Raw genomic sequence first — 17,714 nt, 5'->3', positions numbered from 1 at the left:
CCCATGCCCCCGGCCGCCGGGAGCAGGGTGCGGGTGGCCGGCTCAGACGTCGGTGGTGCGCAGCCCGGCGTGTGCCTTGTAGCGGCGGTTGACCGAGATCAGGTTGGCGACGAGCGACTCGACCTGGTGGGCGTTGCGCAGCCGGCCTGCGAAGATGCCGCGCATGCCCGGGATCCGGCCGGCCAGTGCCTGGACGATGTCGGTGTCGGCGCGGGCCTCGCCCAGCACCAGGACGTCGGTGTCGATCTCCTCGATCGCCTCGTCCTGGAGGAGCACCGCCGAGAGGTGGTGGAAGGCGGCGGTGACGCGGCTGTCCGGCAGCAGGGCGGCGGCCTGCTCGGCGGCGCTGCCCTCCTCGGGCTTCAGGGCGTAGGCGCCCTTCTTGTCGAAGCCGAGCGGGTTGACGCAGTCGATGACGAGCTTGCCCGCGAGTTCGTCGCGCAGGGACTCCAGGGTCCCCGCGTGCCCGTCCCACGGCACGGCGACGATCACGACGTCGCTCTCGCGTGCGCAGGCGGCGTTGTCCGCACCGCGGACCCCGTGCCCCAGCTCGTCGGCGGCACTCCGTGCGCGGTCCGCGGCACGGGAGCCGATGATCACGCTCTGTCCGGCGCGGGCGAACCGGTAGGCGAGTCCGCGGCCCTGCGGTCCGGTGCCGCCGAGGACGCCGATGGTCAGGCCGGAGACGTCGGGGAGGTCCCAGGGGTCCTTGGCGGGGGGCTTGGGAGCGCTGCCGCTGTCATTCGTAGTCATGCCCCCGACACTACTGCCAGGTACGGGGGCGGGACGGTGTGTCCTCGGCCAGGGGGACAGGCCTTCGTACGGGTCCCCGTACGGATGGCTCCACCACCGTTCGCCGGTGCGGGGCCCCGGTGTGGTGCATGATGCCGGGCCATGGATGCCGTACGTGTGGCGCTGCTGCGTGAGGTGCTGGCCGGGACTCAGTGGCCGTCGGCCACCAGGCGGTTCGCCGGGACGTTGCGCTCGTCCGTCGTTCCGCACGGCGGGGGGCTGCTGCTGGTGGGAACCGAGGTGTACGAGCCGTGGCATCTGGCGGCCCATCTGGTCGACGAGTCCACCTGGTCGGGGCTGCCCGAGCTGACGCCCACGCTGGTGCGCCACCGGGTGGAGCCGGGCGATCCGGCGCACCTGGCCGTGGGGCTCGGCCGGATCGAGGCGGCCGGGCGGGGCGAGACGCTGCTCGTGGTGGTGCCGGAGCGGCCGGGCGAGGGCCTGCTGGAGCGGGTGCACGATGCCCGCCGGGCGGGGGCGACGGTCCTGTCGCTGGACAACGGTGATCCGGAGGTGCGGGGGCTGGCCCACGAGGCGCTCTCCGTGACGGGCGGCGACGATGTGGACCTCGACACGGTCCAGCACCTGGTCAGCGCTGCGGCGGGGGAGAACGTCGCGCCCGTGCAGCGCGGGCGGAGGCGGTTCCGGGACCGGCTGTCCCGGCTCGCCGACCAGCTGACCGCGCCGCCGCCGGCGCGATGGTGACCCGCAGGACCGACCGGCCCCGGCTCCCCCGCCCGTAATGTATTTGCCCCGGGCACGCACCGGGACGGACCATGTCTCCTCGTGACCTCTCGCACCTCCCTCGCCGCCAGGCTGACCGCACTGCTTCCCGACCTCTCTCCCTGGCGTTCCTCGGCGGACTTCCGCCTGCTGTGGGTGCAGGGGATCGTCACCTACTTCGGCAGCTTCATGGCGCTGATCGCGCTGCCCCTCCAGATCAAGGACCTCACCGGGTCCCCGCTCGCGGTCGGTGCGATGGGTGCGGTCGAGCTGGTGCCCCTGATCGTGTTCGGGCTCTACGGCGGTGCCCTCGCCGACGCGGCCGACCGCCGCAAGGTCATCCTGGCCACCGAGGCGGGGCTCGGTCTGCTCGCGCTCGTCCTCCTGGTGAACGCGGCCCTGCCGGACCCGATGCTGTGGCCGCTGTACGTGGTGGCCGGTGGCGTCTCCGCGCTGGCCGGGCTCCAGCGGCCCGCGCTGGACTCGCTGATGGCCCGCATCGTGCCGCACGACCAGCTGGGCGCCGCCGCCGCGCTGAACTCGCTGCGCTGGCAGGCCGGCGCGATCATGGGCCCGGCGCTGGCGGGCCTGGTGGTGGCCTATGCCGGGCACGCCACGGCGTACGGGGTCACGGTGGTCACCTTCGCCGTCTCCGTCCTGCTGTGCCGCAGGCTCGCGCCCGCACCGCCCGCGGAGAAGGGGATGAAGCCGTCGCTGCGAGGCATCGCGGAGGGGGCGCGTTACGCGTGGAGCCGGCCGGTGCTGCTCGGGACGTACGCGATAGACATGGCCGCGATGTTCCTCGCCTTCCCGAACACGATCTTTCCGTTCCTCAGCGACGAGCTGGACGCCGAGTGGTCGCTGGGACTGATGTACGCGGCGGGCTCGGTCGGATCCCTCGTCCTCGGCCTGACCAGCGGCTGGACCTCACGCGTGCGTCGGCACGGACTGTTCGTGGTTTTCGGTGCGGCCGTCTGGGGGCTGGCCGTCGCGGCGGCCGGCTGGTTCGGCAACGTATGGCTGGTGCTGATCTGCCTGACGGTCGCCGGCGCGGGCGACATGCTCAGCGGCCTCGGCCGTTCGACCATCTGGAACCAGACGATCCCGGAGGAGCTGCGCGGCCGGCTCGCGGGCATCGAGGTGCTGTCCTACAGCGTCGGCCCCCAGCTGGGCCAGGTCCGGGCCGGCGGCATGGCCGGGTGGACGGGGACCCGGACCGCGGTCTGGAGCGGGGGTGTCGCCTGTGTCGCCTCGGTGGCGCTGCTGGCGGCGGCCCTGCCCAAGCTCCTGACGTACGACTCGGAGACGGACGAGGACGCGCTGCGCAGGCGGGCGCGGAGCGAGGAGACCCTGCGGGCGGCGCCGACGGGCTGAGCCCGGGGCCGCGGGCCCCGGGCTCGCCCCGGCCGGCCGCGCTGCCTCTCAGCCCGCCGCGTCCTCGTCAGGCCCCGGGCGGTCGTGCCATTTGGGGTCGGTCTCCCACTCCAGATTCCGCTCCTGCGCGGTCTCCATCGCACGCTGCGCCTCCTGGCGGGAGGCGTACGGGCCGAAGCGGTCCTTGGCCGGGCACTCCGGGCCCTCCTCGACCTTTTTGTGCTCCAGGCAGTAGAACCACTCGCCCGGCTTGCCGACCGTGCGCTTCTTGAACAGGGCCATCTCCGGCTCCTTTCCTCGCTGCCATGGTGCCCCAGACACAGGCTCTAGACTCGCTGGCATGTCTGGCCAGTCGCTGCTTGTACCAGGGGAGCTCACTCCCGTCCGTTCCGTGCCCGGAAACATCCGGCGCCCCGAGTATGTGGGCAAGCCCGCCCCGACGCCGTACAGCGGCCCGGAGGTCCAGGACGCCGACACCGTCGAGCGCATGCGCATCGCGGGACGCATCGCCGCCCAGGCCATGGCCGAGGCCGCGAAGCACATCGCCCCGGGTGTCACGACGGACGAACTCGACCGGGTCGCCCACGAGTTCATGTGCGACCACGGCGCCTACCCGTCGACCCTGGGTTACCGGGGCTTCCCCAAGTCGCTCTGCACCTCGCTCAACGAGGTGATCTGCCACGGCATCCCGGACTCCACGGTGCTGCGCGACGGCGACATCGTGAACCTCGACGTGACGGCGTACATCAACGGGGTGCACGGCGACAACAACGCCACCTACCTCTGCGGTGACGTGGACGAGGAGTCGCGGCTCCTCGTGGAGCGCACCGAGGAGTCGCTGAAACGGGCGATCAAGGCAGTGCGGCCGGGCCGCCAGGTCAACGTCATCGGGCGCGTCATCGAGTCGTACGCGAAGCGCTTCGGGTACGGAGTGGTGCGGGACTTCACCGGGCACGGGATCAATTCCTCGTTCCACTCCGGGCTGATCATTCCGCATTACGACAGCCCGCACGCCACGACCGTGATGCAGCCCGGCATGACGTTCACCATCGAGCCGATGCTGACGCTCGGGTCCCACGACTACGACATGTGGGACGACGGCTGGACCGTGGTCACGAAGGACCGCAAGCGCACGGCGCAGTTCGAGCACACGCTCGTGGTGACGGAGACGGGCGCGGAGATCCTGACCCTCCCGTAACCCCCTGACCTCTTCGTTCGACGGCCGCCCCGCCGGGGCGGCCGTTTCCGTTCCCGTCGCCGTTCTTACCGACAGACCGTCGGGAAGCAATTGACTTAGGTAAACCTAAGCAGGAAGATCGACGCATCGGCAGCCGCCCGGCCCGCAGCGTCGGCGGGCCGAGATCTCCGTCTCTTCCCGGACTTCCCGTCCCCCTCGGTCCCCGGAGGCCCGCCTTGGACGCAACCGCCACCGCCACACCCTTCTCGACGCTGATCCGCACCGCTTCGCACGAGCAGCACACCGAGGCGGAGACCTCGACGTTCATGAGCGATCTGCTCGGCGGGCACCTGGGCGTGGACGCCTACACGCGCTACACCGAGCAGCTGTGGTTCGTGTACCGGGCGCTGGAGGACGGGGCCGAGGCGCTCACCGACGACCCGGTGGCCGGGCCGTTCATCCAGCCCGAGCTGATGCGCACCGCCGAGCTGGAGCGCGATCTGTCCCACCTGCGGGGTGCGGACTGGCGCGACGGCCTGGAGCCCCTCCCCGCCACGGCCGCGTACGCCGCACGGGTCACCGAGTGCGCCCGCACCTGGCCCGCCGGTTACATCGCCCACCACTACACCCGCTACCTGGGCGACCTGTCGGGCGGTCAGATCATCCGCGACAAGGCGGAGAAGACATGGGGCTTCGCGCGCAAGGGGGACGGGGTGCGGTTCTACGTCTTCGAGGAGATAGCCAACCCCGCCTCCTTCAAGCGGGGTTACCGCGAGCTGCTGGACGCGGTGAACGCGGACGATCTGGAGAAGCAGCGGATCGTGGACGAGTGCAAGCGGGCGTTCGCGCTGAACACCGCCGTCTTCCGCGAGCTGGGCGAGGTGTTCCCGCTCAGCGCGTAGCCCCCGGCGGGGTGCCCGGCCCGGGGCGCCCCGCCGCTTCGTTCCGGCCTCGACGTACCGGACGAGTGCTCCGCCCACCGCCCACCTCGCACCGCGGCAGCGGTGCTCGTTCGCGGGACGGGCCCCGTTCCGCCGTTGCGGGCCCGGGTCCCGGCGGGCGGTCAGCCGCGGAGTGCCAGGACGACCCGGCCGCCGATCTCCACCGCGCCGTCGGGCGCGGGCGCCGTGAGGATCTGGGAGCCGCGGCCCTGCCTGATGTTCAGCGCGCGGCCCAGCCGGTCGCTGAGCAGGAGCGCCGCCGCGCCCGTCGCCTCGTCCTCCGCGATGCCGTCGTCCCTGCGGGGGAACGCCCGCGCCCGCACGCGGCCCGCGGCCTCCTCCTCCCACGCCCAGGCGTAGAGCCACCCCTCGCCGGGCGGCGGTGCCGGCAACGCCTCGACCTCGGCGACCGAGCCGTACTGCTGAAGCGTGCGCGGCGGCGCCCACTCGGGGCGGGCGGTGATCCAGCTGAACTCCCCGTCCTGGCGGGCGAAGACCTCCCCCACCCCCAGCTCAAGGATCTCCAGGTCGAGCAGCCAGGCGGCGCCGACCACGGGATGTCCGGCGAACGGCAGGCGGAGTCCCGGTGTGTAGATGTCCAGATGCCCGCGCTCGGGGTCGTCCACGAAAACGGTCTCGCTGAAGCCGAGCCGTCGTGCGAGCTCCTGCCGGGACGCCTCGTCGGGGTGGTGGCGTCCTTCTCGCACGACTCCGAGGGTGTTGCCGTGCCGGCCGTCGGGCCCGCAGAACACGCGCAGTACGTCGATGCCGGCGGGTACGTCGTAGTCATTCACGTGCGCATTCAAACACCGCCCCGAGAGCCGGTCCCGCGAGAGGGCCGGTGCTCGGCGTGGTCCACCGCAGTCGGCCGAGATGTTCCGCATCCGCGGACCGCGGTGCCCCGCGTCGTTCCGGAAAAGATGTTCTTGACCAGCGCTTGACCTGTTGAGGGCTCGTTCATGGGTCGACTGTGATTCTTCCGTTCCTGTGCGTCCCCAGTGAGAGCTGAATCACTGCACACGTGGGTACGAGCCAGGTAAGCCTCGGTTAAGTTAGGTCCGCCTCACCCACCTTTGTCCGACCCTTTCCTCACTTCTCCTTCGTCCCCAAGTGGAGCCCGCATGCGAGCCGTTCGTTTCTCCGTCGTCACCGCTGCCGCCACCGTGGCCGCTCTGACCGCTGTCACGGGCTGCGCCGAGAAGAGCGACGGCAAGGGCGAGGGCGCCGTCCAGGTCGTCGCCAAGGACGACTCCTGCGACGTCTCGAAGACGAAGCTGCCGGCCGGGCACGTCGAGCTGGCCGTGGAGAACAAGGGATCCAAGGTCACCGAGGTCTACGTGCTGTTCCCGGACGACCGCATCGTCGCCGAGCGCGAGAACATCGGCCCGGGCACCAAGGCCACCATCACCGCCGAGATCAAGGCCGGTTCGTACGAGATCGCCTGCAAGCCCGGCATGAAGGGCCACGGCATCCGGCAGAAGGTCGAGGTCAGCGGCGGCAAGGCGGCCAAGCGCAGCCCCGAGATGGACAAGGCCGTCGCCGCCTACCGCACCTACGTCCAGGCGCAGGCCGACGAGACGCTGCCGAAGGTCAAGGTCTTCACGGACGCCGTCGCCGCCGGGGACATCGAGGCCGCGAAGAAGGCGTACGCCGACTCCCGTATCGGCTGGGAGCGTACCGAGCCGGTCGCGGAGTCCTTCGGTGACATCGACCCGAAGGTCGACGTCCGCGAGGACGGCCTGGAGGACGGCCAGAAGTGGACGGGCTGGCACCGCCTGGAGAAGGCTCTGTGGCAGGACAAGAAGCTGGGTGCCGAGGAGAAGGCCCTCGCGCCCGTCCTTTACAAGGACCTGCTCGACTGGCAGAAGCGGGTCGGCACGGCGGAGATCACCCCGACCTCGATGGCCAACGGCGCCAAGGAGCTCCTCGACGAGGTGGCGACCGGCAAGGTCACCGGTGAGGAGGAGCGCTACAGCCACACCGACCTGGTCGACTTCAAGGCCAACGTCGAGGGCGCGGAGAAGTCCTACCAGCTGCTGAAGTCGATCGCCACGAAGAACGACGCGGCCCTGACCTCCACCCTGGACAAGCGGTTCGCGGCACTGAACACGCTGCTGGACAAGTACCGCACGGACAAGAGCTCCTACGTGTTCACGTCGTACGAGAAGGTCGGCAAGGCGGACCGCAAGGAGCTGTCCGACGCGGTCAACGCGCTGGCCGAACCCCTCTCGCGGCTCGCCGCCGCGGTGACGAAGTAACCGGCCGGACGGAGGCTCCGGGCATGTCCGAGCAGAATCGCCAGACACCCGACGACCGCGCCGAGGACTCGGGGGGTGCGCCGTCGCGGCGGGCTCTGCTGGGCTGGGGCGGCGCCGGGCTCGCGCTCGGCGCGGCGGTGGCCGGTGGCGCCGTGGCCGCGGTGCGGTCCGGGGACACCCCCGTGACGGCCGCGGACAGCGGTGCGGCCGTGCCGTTCCACGGTGCGCACCAGGCCGGGATCGCCACGGCCGTCCAGGACCGGCTGCACTTCGCCGCGTTCGACGTGACGACGAAGGACCGGGCGGAACTGGTCGCGCTGCTCAAGGAGTGGACGCGGGCCGCCGAGCGGATGACGGCGGGCCACGCGGTCGGCGACGGCGCCTACGGGGGCCCGGCCGAGGCGCCGCCGGACGACACCGGCGAGGCCCTGGGCCTCAAGCCGTCCCGGCTGACGCTGACGATCGGCTTCGGCCCCTCGCTGTTCGCCAAGGGGCGGTTCGGTCTGGAGGACAGGCGCCCGGAGGCCCTGGTCGACCTGCCGAAGTTCCCGGGCGACAACCTCGACAAGGCCCGCAGCGGCGGCGACCTCTGCGTCCAGGCGTGTGCGGACGACCCGCAGGTCGCGGTGCACGCCATCCGTAACCTCGCCCGGATCGGCATGGGCCGCACCGCGATCCGCTGGTCGCAGCTGGGCTTCGGCAAGACGTCCTCGACGACGCCCGACGCCCAGACCCCGCGCAACATGCTGGGTTTCAAGGACGGCACCCGCAACATCGCCGGCACCGACACCGCCGCCCTCGACCGGCACGTGTGGGCCGGCGCGAAGGACGGTTCCGACTGGATGACCGGGGGGTCCTACCTGGTCGCCCGGCGCATCCGGATGCACATCGAGACCTGGGACCGGACCGGACTGCAGGAGCAGGAGGACGTCTTCGGCCGCGACAAGGGCGAGGGCGCCCCGGTCGGCAAGGCGAAGGAGCGCGACGAGCCCTTCCTGAAGGCGATGCTGCCGACCGCTCACGTACGGCTCGCGCACCCCGACACCAACGACGGGGCGACGATCCTGCGGCGCGGCTACTCCTTCACCGACGGGACGGACGGCCTGGGCCGGCTCGACGCCGGGCTGTTCTTCCTCGCCTACCAGCGCGACACCCGCAAGGCGTTCGTCCCGCTGCAACGGCGGCTGGCGGCACACGACGCACTCAACGAGTACATCCAGCACGTGGGTTCGGCGCACTTCGCCGTCCCGCCGGGCGTCCGCGACAAGGACGACTGGTGGGGCCGGGCGCTGTTCTCGTAACGGGACTCGAAGCGGAAAGGGAACCGAAACGTGTTCAGCAACTTCCTGATCGGCCTGCGCGAGGGCCTCGAGGCCAGCCTGGTCGTCTGCATTCTCATCGCGTACCTGGTGAAGACCGGGAACCGTCACAAGCTGCTGCCGATCTGGGCCGGGGTCGGCATCGCGGTCGTCGTCAGCCTCGCCTTCGGCGCCGGTCTCGAATTCGGTTCGCAGGAGATGACGTTCAAGGCCCAGGAGGCGCTGGGGGGCTCGCTTTCCATCGTCTCGGTGGGCCTGGTCACCTGGATGGTCTTCTGGATGCGGCGTACCGCACGGCACCTGAAGAAGGAACTGCACGGAAAGCTCGACGCGGCGCTCGCGATGGGCACCGGCGCCCTGGTCGCCACGGCGCTGCTCGCGGTGGGCCGCGAAGGGCTGGAGACCTCGCTGTTCGTGTGGCGTGCGGTGCATGCGGCGGACGACGGCTGGCACCCGATGATCGGCGCGCTGCTCGGGATCCTCACGGCCGTGGTGCTGGGCTGGCTGTTCTACCGCGGCGCGTTGAAGATCAACCTGGCGAAGTTCTTCACCTGGACGGGCGGCATGCTGGTGGTCGTCGCGGCGGGTGTGCTCGCCTACGGCGTCCACGACCTGCAGGAGGCCGAGTTCCTCGGCGGCCTGCAGAACCGGGCGTTCGACATCAGCGCCACGATTCCGCCGGACAGCTGGTACGGCACGCTGCTGAAGGGGACGTTCAACTTCCAGCCCGATCCGACCGTTCTCCAGATCACGGTGTGGGCGCTCTATCTGATCCCCACACTCGCGCTGTTCCTGTCCCCGGTAGGGTTCGGACGGTCAGAGGGCCCCTCAGCGGGTGCGACGGATCAGAAGGCGCGGAAAGCAACGGATGAGAAGCCTGAGGCCGGTTCGGCCGGCGACGGTGCTCGCGGCAGCGACGGTGCTGAGCATGACGGCGAGCGGGTGCGTGACGGTGCACGGCGAGCTGGAAGTCGTCCGGGCGGCGACGCGGTCTGAGGCCGCGCAGGCCCTGGAGGACTTCACCACCGCGTACAACGCGGCGGACAAGGCCTACGATCCCGCGCTGGACGCGGACCAGGTCACCGGCGCACTGGGCGCGGTCAACCAGGCGGGTCTGCGCGCCCGGCAGAAGAACAACCCGAACGGCAACGCGAACCACCGGCCGCTGGAACTGACCGACGCGAACTACGTCATCCCGAAGAAGGCCGGCTGGCCGAGGTGGTTCCTCGCGGACACGGACTCCAACCGTGATCAGGACAGCGGGAAGCAGGACACCCGCTGGCTGTTCGTGTTCGTCAAGTCCGGGCCCGGCACCGGGTGGAAGGCCGCCTACCTGTCGGTCACCACACCGTCCCAGCTTCCCGACTTCGCGAAGGACGGCGAGGGGCGGGCCCTCCCGGTGACGGCGGACAGCGCCGAACTGGCCGTGGCCCCGAAGGACTTGGGTGCGCAGTACACGGCGTACCTGCAGAAGGGCACCCCCGACGTGTTCGCCCCCGGAACGTCCACCTCGATCTGGCGCAAGGCGCGGCTGAACACCCGGCGCGCCGGGTTCTCGTACCAGTACATCGACCAGCCGCTGAACAGCGGGGTGTTCGGCCCGCTCGGCCTGGAGACGGCCGACGGCGGGGCGCTGGTCTTCTTCAGCAGCAAGCACTTCGAACGGCAGACCGCGGCGAAGGGGCTGCGTCCGGCCGTCTCCCCCGACGTCGCGGCACTGATGACCGGCGAGGTGCGGAGCACGCTGACGAAGGAACGGATCTCCGGCCAGCTGGTGTACGTCCCGAAGAAGGGTGCCGGCACGGGCAGGGTGATCATGCTCAACCGGGTGCCGGGCCTGACGTCGGCAAAGGGGTCCTAGGGCGTGTTTCGAAAGTAGCGCCGTCCGCCCGGAGGGCGGGTCCGGCGGCGTCTGGTGCGTGCGATCGCAAGGCGGAGGGGCGCCCCGATACTGGGCGTATCGGGGTGCTCCCGACAACGCGGCGAGCGTGCGTGCCAGACGTCGCCGGACAGGCGGGACTTTCGAAACACGCCCTAGGTGTATTGACCCGCAGGGCCGTCGCGCGCTTCCTGGTGGATCAGCGCGCGACGTCGGATGCGGTGCATCGCAGGGCGGAGCGGCGCCCGCATACGGGACCAGGCGTCTCGACAACGCGGCGAGGTGCCGTAGCTGTCGTCGTGCGCCCGCCAGGGGGACAGCCCTTGGGCAGCCGAGCGGGCCTGGGGCTCACGCTCGCCCCAGGCCCTTCCCTCACCCTTGGTCCCTGCGCCGCGGCCCCGGCTACCGGCCCAGCGGCCAGGCCACCGACTCGTGGTCGACGTCGCTCTGCTCCGCGGAGCCCACGAACCGCGCACACGCGTCCGTCAGGGTCTCCAGCAGGGTCAGCGGATCCGGCAGCGGATTCTCCGGCCCCCGCACCCAGGCGACGTCCAGCTCACCCGGGAGCATGGCCGGCGGCAGCAGCACATAGCTGCCGCGGCAGTGCCACCGCAGTCCGGGGTGCTCGTCCATCGTCTCCGGGTGGCAGTCCAGCTCGCACGGCCACCACTCGTCCTCGTCCTCCGGCGTACCGCGCGTGGCGGTGAAGAAGAGCATCCGGTCGTCGCCGGACCGGGCCACCGGGCCCACGTCGATACCGGCGGCGAGGAGCCGCTCCAGCGCCTGCGCGCCGGCCGACAGCGGGACGTCGAGGACGTCGTGGATCATGCCGGTCGCGGTGATGAAATTGGCCTGCGGCTGGCTGCGGGCCCAGCGCTCGATCTGGGAGCGGTCGGTCGTGGACTGCGTCTGCCAGGCGAAGGAGATGGGGTGCCGGGCGGGGGTGGGACAGCCGACGCGTTCGCACGAACATCGGTAGCCGACCGGATGGGCGGCGGGCGAGATCGGCATCCCGGCCTCGGCGACGGCCAGGAGCAGCGCCTCCCGTGCGCTGCCGTCGGCATCGCCCTGCTGCGGTTTGTGCCGTCGGCGCAGCCAGTGGGAAATCCTGCTCTCCGAGCCGCGACCACGGCTGAAATCGGCGCCCATCTATCCCCTTACCTCAAGCGTTGCCCCTGCCCATGGTCCCACCATCCTGCGCTTCGGGTGGCCAGAGTCCGGAAGCGGGGTGCGGCGACCGATCCCCTTAGGTGACCGACATCCCGCGTATTGTCATGAAATGGCAGATGAATTTCAGGTGATCGGAGGCCCGGAAGGGGGTGGCCGCCGCCCTCACGGGGGACGAAGCGGTCACACGTCACACAGCTGTACGGAACCACCCGATCGGTCCACTGTGCCCGCGGCCCCGGACGGCGCACCATGGGCTCACGCACACACCCGTGCGACGCACCGGCCGCAGCGGCCACCAATGCCGCCGCGACGATTCGTGAGGAGCCCTCGTTGCCTCGTGAAGCCACACCCCGCCGCTACCTGATGTGTGCCCCGGCCCACTTCAAGGTGACGTACTCCATCAACCCGTGGATGGACCCGACCAAGCCCGTCGACCTCCCGCTGGCGCAGACGCAGTGGGAGGACCTGCTGGGCCGCTACCGCGCCCTCGGCCACACGGTCGAGCTGCTCGCACCGCGCCCTGACCTGCCGGACATGGTCTTCGCCGCCAACGGGGCCACCGTCATCGACGGCCGGGTGCTGGGCGCCCGGTTCGCGTACCAGGAGCGGTTCCCGGAGGCGGCCGCCCACCGCGACTGGTTCCGTGACCACGGCTTCGCCGAGATCCACGAGCCCGTCCACGTCAACGAGGGCGAGGGCGACTTCGCGGTGACCTCCTCGTACATCCTGGCGGGGCGCGGCTTCCGGTCCAGCCCGCTCTCGCACGACGAGGCGCAGGAGTTCTTCGGACGGCCGGTGATCGGCCTCGATCTGGTCGATCCGCGCTACTACCACCTGGACACCGCGCTGAGCGTCCTCGACGACGCGGGCGACGAGATCATGTACTACCCCGGCGCCTTCTCGCCGGGCAGCAGGGCCGTGCTGGCCCGGCTCTTCCCGGACGCGCTGATCACCGGCGAGGCGGACGCCGCCGCGTTCGGCCTGAACGCGGTGAGCGACGGGCTCCACGTCCTGCTGCCGCAGGCCGCCACGGGCCTGTTCGACCCGCTGCGCGACCGCGGCTTCGAACCGGTGCCGATGGATCTGGGCGAGCTGCTCAAGGGTGGTGGCAGCGTGAAGTGCTGCACCCAGGAGCTGCGGCCCTAGGGCGTGTCCTGCGGGGGCGGCCAGGCGTCGCCCCAGTCGGTGTCCCGGGCGGCGCGGTACAGCTCGCCGTGCCGCTTGGTGACCGTGGCGCGTTGCAGCGCCTCGTCCCGGGTGCAGAGCTCCAGCAGCACCTGGCCCTTGCGGATCTGCGGCCGGCGCGTGACCCGCGCGTCCACGGGGAGCGGGGTGAAGCGGGTGGCGACGACGTAGCTGAACTTCTCGTCCTCGTACGGCAGCGAGCCGCCCTTCACCTGCCGGTGCAGCGAGGAGCGGCTGACCCGGGCCGAGAAGTGGCACCAGTCCGTGCCCGGCTCGATGGGACAGACGTCGCTGTGCGGGCAGGGCGCGGCGACGGTGAGGCCGGCGGCGATCAGCCGGTCGCGGGCCTCGATGATCCGGGTGTAGCCGTCGGGGGTGCCGGGCTCGACGATCACGACGGCCTGCGCCGCGCGGGCCGCGGCATCGACGAGCGCGGTGCGGGCCTCGGGCGTGAGCTCGTTGAGCACGTACGAGACGGTCACCAAATCGGTGTCCTCCAGGGCCAGGTCCTCACCGATCCGGGCCCGCTGCCACTGGGTGGCACGCAGCCCCGGGATGCCGGAGGCCGTGGCCAGTTCCCGGCCCAGCGCCAGGGCCGGCTCGGCCCAGTCCAGGACGGTGGTCCGCGGCCCCTCCCAGGCCCCGGCGACCGCCCAGCTCGCCGCTCCGGTGCCGCCGCCGACGTCCGTGTGCGTGGCCGGCGCCCAGTGGGGGGCGGCGTCGCGCAGGGCGTCGAGGGCGGACCGTACCGCCTCGAACGTCGCGGGCATCCGGTACGCGGCGTACGCGGCGACGTCCGAGCGGTCGCGGAGCAGCGGGGCGCCCGTGGGAGTGGTTCCGCGGTAGTTGGCGATGAGCCGGTCGACGGCCTGCGTGGCCTGCTTGGGCGGCAGCCCGTCGAGGAGTCCGGCCAGGGCCGCACGCAGCGTTTCCGCGGTGGGGAGGGTGACGTTCACCGAGGAAGTGTAGGCGGTCACGAAGGGGTCCGGACTCCGTGCCGAATCGGGACGGAACGGCGACGGAACCGAACACCGGAACCGTACCGGCCAGTTGCTACGCTGACCGGCGCGAGGTCGGGGATTGCTCATCGGGGGGACCATGAGACTGAAGTTGGCGCGCCTGGCTCCGGTCGGCGGTGGGTCCACGAGGCAGCGGGTCGTGCGCCTGGCTCTGGTCGGCGGAGTGCTGGTGCTCGCCCTGCTGCTCCTGCTCGCCACCTGCGGTGGGGCGGGCAAGAAGGACGACGCCGGGCCGAAGAAGCCGGTGAAGAAGAGCGCGGGCCCGGCCACGCAGCTGACCGTCCCCGCGGCGTACACGACGCGGCGCGGCTGGGAGCTCGCGGACACCTCTCCCGACTACGCGCTCTCCCGGACCACCGGACGGCTCGCCTATCTGGTGCGGACGGCCGAGGGCGAGTACCGGCTGCGGACCATCGACTCGGAGACCGGACGGGCCGGCTGGAGCGGGGATGCCTGGCGCCCGCCGGCGGCGGCACACTTCCCGAAGCTGCTCACCGTCTCCGTGGACGACCAGGAGTACTTCGTGACCTGGTCGTACGGGAAGGTCGGCCAGGAGGCACCCGCGCCCGCCGACCGGATCGTCTCCCTCGACGTGTACACCGTGGAGGACGGCGGCCGGCAGCGCGTCGACGTGCCGTGGGCCACGGCCCCGACCGTCACCGCCACCGGCCCCGGCATCGTGATCGGCAACGGCGGGGCCACCAGTGTGGTGGTGGACCCGGCGACCGGCAGGACCACCAAGGTCCCCGCCAAGGCTCTCAAGTACCCGAAGGGCTGCGCGTCCTGCAAGCAGCTCACCGAGGTGCGCGGGCTGACCTCGAAGGGCCTGCTGGTGAGCGGGGCACGCGAGTTCTGGGTGCAGGGCGGCTGGTTCAGCCGGAACGTGGCGCCCAAGGGCGCAGACCGCCGGAGCGGCATCCCGGCGTCCGTGGCCCCCGGGGTGGTGCTGGCCAAGTGGCAGCTCGCCAAGGGCGCGAAGCTCGCCGCGACCCACGACCTGTGGACGGTGCACGACACGGAGACCGGCAAGGCGCTGGTCTCCGTGCGGTGCCACAAGCCGGCGATCGCGCCGGGCCAGTACCCGCAGGCGGTCGTCTCACCTTCGGGCGGCTATCTGGCGGCCGGGAACCTCGCGTTCGATCTGGAAGCCGGCAAGGGGTACTGCTTCGAGGACACCGAGGGGTCCAGGACGCTGGCCCTGGCGTCCGTGACCGACGACGGAACGGCCTACGGGGCGACGAACGTACGCAACGCGGCAGATGCGCTGGCCGGCGACGGCTTCCCGGTCAGGGCCGACCTCTCCACGGGGTCGACGGAGCTGCTGTCGCCGAACGCCCGGATGCCCGGCGCGGAAGGCGCCGAGGGGGTCGGGCTGTTCCGCTGGACCGACGACAGGGACCGGCTGCACCTGATCGGGTACCCGCGGGCGGACTGAGCGCGGCCGTGGCCTCAGGGCCGCGCGGCCACCTGCTGCCAGGGCCGGCACAGCCCCAGGAAGCACGCCATCGCGCCCACCGCGCACACCAGCTGGACGACGGCCATCGGCACGGCCGTGGCCTCCCCCGCGATCCCCACGAGCGGCGAGGCCACGGCGCCGATCAGGAACGAGGACGTACCGAGCAGCGCGGAGGCGGACCCGGCAGCGTGCTTGGTACGCATCAGTGCCTGGGCGTTGGTGTTCGGCATGGCCAGGCCCATCGCCGACATCAGCACGAAGAGTCCGGTCGCCACCGGTACGAGTCCGACGTCCCCGAAGACCCCGGACGTCATCAGCAGCAGCGCCGTCGCGGCCAGGACGATGACCGCGAGCCCGAAACCGAGTGCCTTGTCGAGACTGACCCGGCCGACGAGGATCTTGCCGTTGATCTGGCCCACGGCGATCAGCCCGACCGAGTTGATGCCGAAGAGAAGGCTGAAGGTCTGCGGGGAGGCGCCGTAGATCTCCTGGACGACGAACGGCGAGGCACTCACGTACGCGAACAGGGCGGCGAAGGCGAGACTGCCCGCGATCATGTAGCCGCTGAAGACGCGGTCGGCGAGCAGACCGCGCATGGTGCGCAGCGCGTCGCCGATGCCGCCGGTGTGGCGCATGGCGGGCGGCAGGGTCTCCTTCAGCCACTTCCAGACGACGAGGGTGAGCAGGACGCCGACGAGGGTGAGGACGGCGAAGATGCCCCGCCAGTCGGTGATCCGCAGGACCTGTCCGCCGATGACCGGGGCGATGACGGGGGCGACGCCGGAGATCAGCATCAGCGTCGAGAAGAACCTGGCCATCTCCACGCCGTCGTACATGTCGCGCACGACGGCCCGGGCGATGACGATGCCGGCGGCGCCCGCGAGGCCCTGGAGCAGACGGAAGCCGATGAGGAGTTCGGCGGTCGGGGCGAAGACGCAGATCGCGGTGGCGAGCACGTAGACGATCATCCCGAGGAGCAACGGGCGGCGCCTGCCCCAGCGGTCGCTCATCGGGCCGACGACGACCTGCCCGAGTGCCATCCCGGTGAGGCAGGCGGTCAGGGTGAGCTGGACCGTCGCGGCGGGTGCGTGCAGCGCGTCGGTGACGGCGGGGAGTGCCGGGAGGTACATGTCCATGGACAGCGGCGGCAACGCGGTCAGTCCGCCGAGGACCAGGGTGACGAGGAGTCCGGTGCGCCGGGCGGCCGCGGTGACGGTGGGGGCGGGTGGAGGGGTGCTGGGGTGAAGCCCGGCCCCGGTGTCGGTCGTGGGTATCTGCTGGGCCCGGCTGACGCCGCTCTCCGGCATTCTCATCTCCATAGTTGTTGAATCCGCCTCTATGCTCTCAGCTCAGCCGGAATGGTCGACACCTTTTTGGGAGCGTGCATGAGCAGGACTGTCCGTTGGGGCGTGCTGGCGACAGGTGGAATCGCGGCGACTTTCACCGCTGACCTGCAGGCGATGCCCGATGCGGAGGTGGTGGCCGTGGCCTCCCGTACGGACGCCTCGGCGAACGCCTTCGCGGAGCGGTTCGGGATACCGCGCGCGTACGGAAGCTGGGCCGGGCTCGTCGCGGACGAGGAGGTCGACGTGGTGTACGTGGCCACCCCGCACTCCGCGCACCGGGAGGCGACCGCCCTGGCCCTGGAGGCCGGGAAGCACGTGCTGTGCGAGAAGGCGTTCACGATCAACGAGCGCGAGGCCCGGGAGCTGGTGAAGCTCGCCCGGGACCGTGGCCTCTTCCTGATGGAAGCGATGTGGACGTACTGCAATCCGGTCATCCGGCGGATGACGGAGCTGGTGCGCGACGGGGCGATCGGCGAGATCCGCACCGTGCAGGCCGACTTCGGCTTCGCGGGTGACTTCGGCGCCGGGCACCGGCTGCGCGATCCCGCGCTGGGTGGCGGCGCCCTGCTGGACCTCGGGGTCTATCCGGTGTCGTTCGCACAGCTGCTGCTGGGTGAACCCGACCGGGTGCAGGCCGATGCGCTGCTGTCGCCGGAGGGCGTCGACCTGAACACCGGCATGCTGCTGAGCTGGGAATCGGGGGCCAACGCACTGCTGTCCTGCTCGCTCGTCGGGCACCACCCGACGGCCGCCACGGTGATCGGGACGGCCGGCCGGATCGATTTCCCGGAGGGCTTCTTCTTCCCGAAGCGCTTCGTGCTCCACCGGGACGGTCAGGAGCCGGAGGAGATCACCTCCGGTCCGGGCCCGCAGGGTCTGACGGGAATGCAGTTCGAGGCGGCCGAGGTGATGCGGGCGGTCCGGGCGGGCGAGACGGAGTCCCCGCTGGTGCCGCTGGACGGTTCGCTCGCGGTGATGCGGACGCTCGACGCGGTACGTGAGCGCATCGGCGTCCGCTACCCCATGGACGGCGTGGTGGCGTAGCCCCCGCCCTCCTGCCGTCCTGCCGCGCCCG

Annotated in this window: 17 protein-coding genes; 11 read left to right on the top strand and 6 right to left on the bottom strand. The window is 71.3% G+C overall.

Features of this window, described 5'->3' with window-relative positions:
* Nucleotides 1-42: 42 nt before the first annotated feature.
* A complete protein-coding gene (gene npdG, locus ABZ434_RS16465) occupies nt 43-753 on the bottom strand; it encodes an NADPH-dependent F420 reductase (protein ID WP_359136291.1) in 711 nt (236 codons plus the stop codon).
* A gap of 141 nt (nt 754-894) precedes the next feature.
* Between npdG and ABZ434_RS16460 the strand changes: the two genes are divergently transcribed.
* Nucleotides 895-1,497 (top strand): hypothetical protein, encoded by a 603-nt coding sequence (locus ABZ434_RS16460; RefSeq protein WP_359136289.1) that lies wholly within the window; start codon nt 895-897, stop codon nt 1,495-1,497.
* An 81-nt stretch (nt 1,498-1,578) separates the two neighbouring features.
* Nucleotides 1,579-2,889, top strand: a complete 1,311-nt coding sequence (locus tag ABZ434_RS16455; protein WP_359136287.1) for an MFS transporter — start codon at nt 1,579-1,581, stop codon at nt 2,887-2,889.
* Between the two features lie 48 nt (nt 2,890-2,937).
* Here the strand turns inward: ABZ434_RS16455 and ABZ434_RS16450 are convergent, their stop codons facing one another.
* Entirely contained in the window at nt 2,938-3,171 is a 234-nt protein-coding gene (locus ABZ434_RS16450) for a hypothetical protein (protein ID WP_359136284.1), read from the bottom strand.
* Nucleotides 3,172-3,229: 58 nt separating this feature from the next.
* On the opposite strand from ABZ434_RS16450, the gene map reads away from it, so the two are divergent.
* Nucleotides 3,230-4,087 (top strand): type I methionyl aminopeptidase, encoded by an 858-nt coding sequence (map, locus tag ABZ434_RS16445; protein WP_359136281.1) that lies wholly within the window; start codon nt 3,230-3,232, stop codon nt 4,085-4,087.
* Between the two features lie 215 nt (nt 4,088-4,302).
* Nucleotides 4,303-4,968: a biliverdin-producing heme oxygenase gene (locus ABZ434_RS16440; protein ID WP_359136279.1), complete on the top strand. Its 666-nt coding sequence runs from the start codon at nt 4,303-4,305 to the stop codon at nt 4,966-4,968.
* 161 nt (nt 4,969-5,129) lie between these two features.
* Here ABZ434_RS16440 and ABZ434_RS16435 read toward each other — a convergent pair whose 3' ends face one another.
* A complete protein-coding gene (locus ABZ434_RS16435) occupies nt 5,130-5,801 on the bottom strand; it encodes a PhzF family phenazine biosynthesis protein (RefSeq protein WP_359136276.1) in 672 nt (223 codons plus the stop codon).
* A gap of 327 nt (nt 5,802-6,128) precedes the next feature.
* Here ABZ434_RS16435 and efeO point away from each other — a divergent pair, with 327 nt between their 5' ends.
* From efeO to ABZ434_RS16415, 4 genes are read left to right on the top strand one after another with little or no spacing between them, the layout of a single operon-like run.
* Nucleotides 6,129-7,265, top strand: coding sequence for an iron uptake system protein EfeO (gene efeO / locus ABZ434_RS16430; RefSeq protein WP_359136273.1), 1,137 nt, complete (start codon nt 6,129-6,131; stop codon nt 7,263-7,265).
* Nucleotides 7,266-7,288: 23 nt separating this feature from the next.
* Nucleotides 7,289-8,566, top strand: coding sequence for an iron uptake transporter deferrochelatase/peroxidase subunit (gene efeB / locus ABZ434_RS16425; protein ID WP_359136271.1), 1,278 nt, complete (start codon nt 7,289-7,291; stop codon nt 8,564-8,566).
* A 30-nt stretch (nt 8,567-8,596) separates the two neighbouring features.
* Nucleotides 8,597-9,580 (top strand): iron uptake transporter permease EfeU, encoded by a 984-nt coding sequence (gene efeU / locus ABZ434_RS16420; protein ID WP_359136268.1) that lies wholly within the window; start codon nt 8,597-8,599, stop codon nt 9,578-9,580.
* Entirely contained in the window at nt 9,513-10,445 is a 933-nt protein-coding gene (locus ABZ434_RS16415) for a hypothetical protein (RefSeq protein ID WP_359136265.1), read from the top strand. The genes efeU and ABZ434_RS16415 overlap by 68 nt, the downstream gene beginning before the upstream one ends.
* A gap of 420 nt (nt 10,446-10,865) precedes the next feature.
* On the opposite strand, the gene ABZ434_RS16410 is transcribed toward ABZ434_RS16415, so the two are convergent.
* Nucleotides 10,866-11,612 carry a bifunctional DNA primase/polymerase gene (locus ABZ434_RS16410; RefSeq protein WP_359136262.1) on the bottom strand — a complete coding sequence of 249 codons (747 nt, stop codon included), beginning with the start codon at nt 11,610-11,612 and terminating at the stop codon, nt 10,866-10,868.
* 270 nt (nt 11,613-11,882) lie between these two features.
* Between ABZ434_RS16410 and ddaH the strand changes: the two genes are divergently transcribed.
* Nucleotides 11,883-12,779, top strand: a complete 897-nt coding sequence (gene ddaH, locus ABZ434_RS16405; RefSeq protein ID WP_359136259.1) for a dimethylargininase — start codon at nt 11,883-11,885, stop codon at nt 12,777-12,779.
* Here the strand turns inward: ddaH and ABZ434_RS16400 are convergent.
* Nucleotides 12,776-13,774 carry a small ribosomal subunit Rsm22 family protein gene (locus tag ABZ434_RS16400; protein ID WP_359136256.1) on the bottom strand — a complete coding sequence of 333 codons (999 nt, stop codon included), beginning with the start codon at nt 13,772-13,774 and terminating at the stop codon, nt 12,776-12,778. The two genes, ddaH and ABZ434_RS16400, sit on opposite strands and share 4 nt — an antisense overlap.
* Nucleotides 13,775-13,916: 142 nt before the next feature.
* Here ABZ434_RS16400 and ABZ434_RS16395 point away from each other — a divergent pair, with 142 nt between their 5' ends.
* Nucleotides 13,917-15,272: a hypothetical protein gene (locus ABZ434_RS16395; RefSeq protein ID WP_359136253.1), complete on the top strand. Its 1,356-nt coding sequence runs from the start codon at nt 13,917-13,919 to the stop codon at nt 15,270-15,272.
* A 14-nt stretch (nt 15,273-15,286) separates the two neighbouring features.
* On the opposite strand, the gene ABZ434_RS16390 is transcribed toward ABZ434_RS16395, so the two are convergent.
* Nucleotides 15,287-16,600 carry a multidrug effflux MFS transporter gene (locus ABZ434_RS16390; RefSeq protein WP_359136250.1) on the bottom strand — a complete coding sequence of 438 codons (1,314 nt, stop codon included), beginning with the start codon at nt 16,598-16,600 and terminating at the stop codon, nt 15,287-15,289.
* Nucleotides 16,601-16,678: 78 nt separating this feature from the next.
* Here ABZ434_RS16390 and ABZ434_RS16385 point away from each other — a divergent pair, with 78 nt between their 5' ends.
* Nucleotides 16,679-17,683 carry a Gfo/Idh/MocA family oxidoreductase gene (locus tag ABZ434_RS16385; RefSeq protein WP_359136247.1) on the top strand — a complete coding sequence of 335 codons (1,005 nt, stop codon included), beginning with the start codon at nt 16,679-16,681 and terminating at the stop codon, nt 17,681-17,683.
* Nucleotides 17,684-17,714 lie beyond the last annotated feature (31 nt).

Origin of the sequence: Streptomyces sp. NPDC005761 (genome assembly GCF_040630635.1) — a bacterium.
Classification (GTDB): Bacteria; Actinomycetota; Actinomycetes; order Streptomycetales; family Streptomycetaceae; genus Streptomyces.
This window is presented reverse-complemented; position numbering and strand designations above follow the sequence as displayed.